Here is a 3,554-nt window from a genome sequence, read left to right on the forward strand (position 1 = left end):
TTTGGAAAAGTTGCTCAACTTTGAGATCACGGGCAGTGTATAACCTATTGACAATCAACGTTATAGTTGTACCTAATGAAACATTTTCCCGGAATGTTGGCAACTACCCTACAGTGAAACGATAGCCGGGTTTATCTTACCTGAATTGACCAAAGGAATGCCCAGCGTTGAGCAGATCAGGACCGCAGCCAACGCGGGAGCCACCCAGATCGCAGCCGCCGGGAACACCGCAGCCGATCAGATCGAACGGTCGGGATCAGCAGCGGCCGAGCGCATCCGGTGGGCCAGTCAGAGCAAAACCGATGTCTTCGCGGGCCGGGTTGGGTTCACCTCCTGGCAGGCGGCAGCGGTGGTCTTTTTAGGGTTTGCCCTGCTGATCGTGGGCGTGTACTGGTTGAACAGCGACCGGGAAGCGGCTTTGGCACAAGCCCGGTCGGAAACGCAGGGCGTGCGGGAATTCACGAATTGGGTGAAGGGCCAGCCGGAAGGTAAAAGGCTTTATGATCGCTACTACAATCCTTAATTTATACAAGACATCGAAAGCCGAAACCAGTAGCAGGACGAAAGTTGAACGGGCTTCCTAACCTTCGATTACTCTGACTACATCAATTTATTAAATTACACTTATTTCAGGCGTCCAACGTAGAGAGATACATTTAATCCAGCGAAGGAATTTTTATTATTAAGATTTCCGAAAGCTGTGATACCAATACCAGCGTACTTTGTTGAAGTGATATATCGTATTTCGGCAGGAACGCCAACAGTCTTATAATTTACAGTTTCATAATGTTGACCAGTCCCAAATAAAGGATCAATATCGGTGTACATGTACTTTCCTCTATAACGACCCCAAACTGTACTTAATCCAGATGCAAAAGTAAACTTGCCTCTTTTCAAACCATACAGTAAGCCAAACTCAGAGGTTTTTAAACCTGGCTCTACAAATGAAACCAATTCACCAGTTACGGAGTAGCGGCTAATTATAATTGAACTCTTGTCTTTTGGTTTGTATCCAGCGGCTATCATGCCATGAATAAATTTGGTTTTACCTAAGCCTGCGCTGAGCCAAAATTTAGAATCATCAATACTCTGTCCCTGACTAACAAACGGAGACCCTAAGAACACAAGAACACTAATCAAGGGAAGTGCTTTCATACAATACTTTTTCACGAAGATATAACTTTCAGTTTGATTTAAAGCGACACATTGGCTAATGCTTTTGAGGGTATTAGCCAATGTGTCGTATACGATTACGGGGTCGGGTTGTATTGCAGAGCAGCGTACCCTTGATAATCCACGTAATCCGCGTCAGCTATTGCAGAAATGTTACCGTACGTCAAATTTAGAATAGACTGCCCGCTTCCGATAAAGCAAGCATTGGCGCATGCATTACCCAAATCGTTCCTAATATTGCCTTCCCCTGGTATACTTCGTAGCCCAAAAATGCCCCAGCCAATGTTATTCTTCATGTATGTTCGTCCCTGAGCATTGTTATGAAAATCCATCATATTTGACTCTGCGGTGAGAATTACATTTACATTGGGATCTTTCTCATGGGCTGTGGCGAAGAGCTTCATTATATAAAAAGCTCTGAACCGTTCATAGCCTCCGTTAACCATCTTCCTGACACCTTGAGCATTCCAAGCAGCATGTTTAAACGCATTACCCCGCCAGTTATCTAAATTGCCTGCATCTCCATATCCGGGTAAACCAAATTGCTCTGTTGCCCAATTGCGAGCGTCAAGAGCAGCATTGTAAACAGACAAGCCAGCTTGGGGAAAATCACGAGTTACCGCTTGTTCCCATTGGTTCCCCGCGCCATTTTCGATGGGTATTTCAAGCCGACCACCGCTATTCGATGCACTCAATTCAGCCAATGCTGGCTCAAATTCGTTAGATATTAGTCTGCTGTAATACTCAACAATGATTGCAACATTCTTTTGTATTTCTTCTTCGTTATCTTTTTTAAGATCAGGAAAATCTTTGTGAATTTGCTTCAAATCCTCCTTTTTATAAGGGGGCATTCCTAACTCAGATGGATATTTGTTAACAATCTTCTCTAAGGTAGCGTAGAAAATACCAGCAGGGATCTTGTTTGCAGATAGCCTGCCATTGGAGTTAGCGTAGTACTTCCTGTCGAAGAATTCTCGAACATCTTTTCCAGTAGCGAAATCGAACATTTCGCGGGGGACTCCAGATGGTTTACGCACTTTCAGACCTTGAAAGGTGATTATACTTTCTTGCTGAGTTGAGAGCAAATCTTCCGAACTTGGAGTAACCGACGGCTCCTTTTGGCAGGATGCGAGACTGAGACCCGCAGCAATAGCGGCTACCCGAGTCGTAAAGCGTACGACACGTAACAAATTTTTCATGATAATAGTCAGAATGAGGTTTAAACTTAAAGCGAATTTATAGGAGACATTTCTACAATAAAAATATTTGTTGTTAAATAATTGAGATATATGTATGTATATACATTCTTCTCTAATCGCGTTATCTACAGTAACCTCTCTTATTTAAAAATATAGTTAACGGAGCATGTTTGATGACGTTCAACGTTTTATAGTGGTCATTTGAATGTAGTACTATTCCAAGGGGTGTTTTATAATTGGTTTTATGTTAAGGGATTAAAGCAAGAAAACGGCCAATCTGTCAGACCAGCCGCTTTTATTGAAAAATGCAACAGACTTACTTATTCCTTTTGCTAGCCGTCAATCAGCCCCGAATACTTTGGCGGTATAGGCTCCTACATTCTGAACCTTTTTATCATTGATAAGCAGGTGAATTTCATAGAGCCGCTTGTTAATTTCCTTCACCCCAAAATTGAGCAGCACCGTTTGGGCCTGGTCTTTTCGTAACCCGAACTGCTTAACGAGTCGGTCAAATAGGGTTGTATGTTCCTCACCGATCACAAAGCCAGGCGGAAAATTACGGTCGTCATCGACAGAGAGCGAGAACTTTACGTGGGTTACCTTATGGCCACGTCCGCGCCGGGGCTTGGGTAGTGGTTCATAGGTGAATTGCAGATCCGTTTTTTCAAGGTCTTTTTGGGCTGGTTTTAACACTTTGGCATCAAATTCACCCCATTTACCGTACTTATCAAAGCCATCCTTGTCTATCACGCCAAGCAGAGTTTTTAGTTCGTCCAACTCGTATGTATGCCCCTTATCAGCATGAAACCGCCACTGGGTTAATTGCTGATACATGGCTTGACCATATTTAGAACGCAGAGCGAGCACCAGATCAACATCAAGTTGGGAGAAGTTACCCCCCTTGAGTTTCTCGCTGAAATTGAGAATATAGGGCCTTACGTGTGCTGAAATCGTGAGCTGTACCGTGCCTTCTCCTTCCAAATACAGAGCCGATGCGAATAAGCCTGACTGGAGGACGTTTTTACGGGGTTTGCCATCTTTATCAAGCCGATTAGAGGGCATTTCAAACTCTTTAGAACATGTTGGGAAATCATATTTGGCAATAAGTCTCGATTCGTTGTAACATGATCTGGCTATTGGCCAGATACAGCCAACTGGCCGAAGAAGATACTGTATGCTCGT

General features: G+C 43.7%; 4 protein-coding genes. 1 reads left to right on the forward strand and 3 read right to left on the reverse strand.

The genetic code is table 11. From position 1 onward, the window contains the following. The first annotated feature begins 145 nt into the window (after positions 1 to 145). Positions 146 to 523, forward strand: a complete 378-nt coding sequence (locus tag FH603_RS27710) for a hypothetical protein (protein ID WP_186742527.1) — start codon at positions 146 to 148, stop codon at positions 521 to 523. Positions 524 to 624: 101 nt separating this feature from the next. Here FH603_RS27710 and FH603_RS27715 read toward each other — a convergent pair whose 3' ends face one another. The 3 genes from FH603_RS27715 to FH603_RS27725 all read right to left on the reverse strand — a co-directional run bounded on the left by FH603_RS27715 (position 625) and on the right by FH603_RS27725 (position 3,434). Continuing rightward, complete coding sequence (locus FH603_RS27715) at positions 625 to 1,155, reverse strand: hypothetical protein (protein WP_186742529.1); 531 nt, start codon at positions 1,153 to 1,155, stop codon at positions 625 to 627. Positions 1,156 to 1,250: 95 nt separating this feature from the next. Next, positions 1,251 to 2,372 carry a DUF6973 domain-containing protein gene (locus FH603_RS27720; RefSeq protein ID WP_186742531.1) on the reverse strand — a complete coding sequence of 374 codons (1,122 nt, stop codon included), beginning with the start codon at positions 2,370 to 2,372 and terminating at the stop codon, positions 1,251 to 1,253. Between the two features lie 339 nt (positions 2,373 to 2,711). Beyond that, on the reverse strand, positions 2,712 to 3,434 hold the full coding sequence (locus tag FH603_RS27725) for a replication initiation protein (protein ID WP_235985648.1): 723 nt from the start codon (positions 3,432 to 3,434) through the stop codon (positions 2,712 to 2,714). Between the last annotated feature and the right edge of the window lie 120 nt (positions 3,435 to 3,554).

The organism is Spirosoma utsteinense, assembly GCF_014282275.1.
In the GTDB taxonomy this organism is placed as follows: Bacteria; Bacteroidota; Bacteroidia; order Cytophagales; family Spirosomataceae; genus Spirosoma; species Spirosoma utsteinense.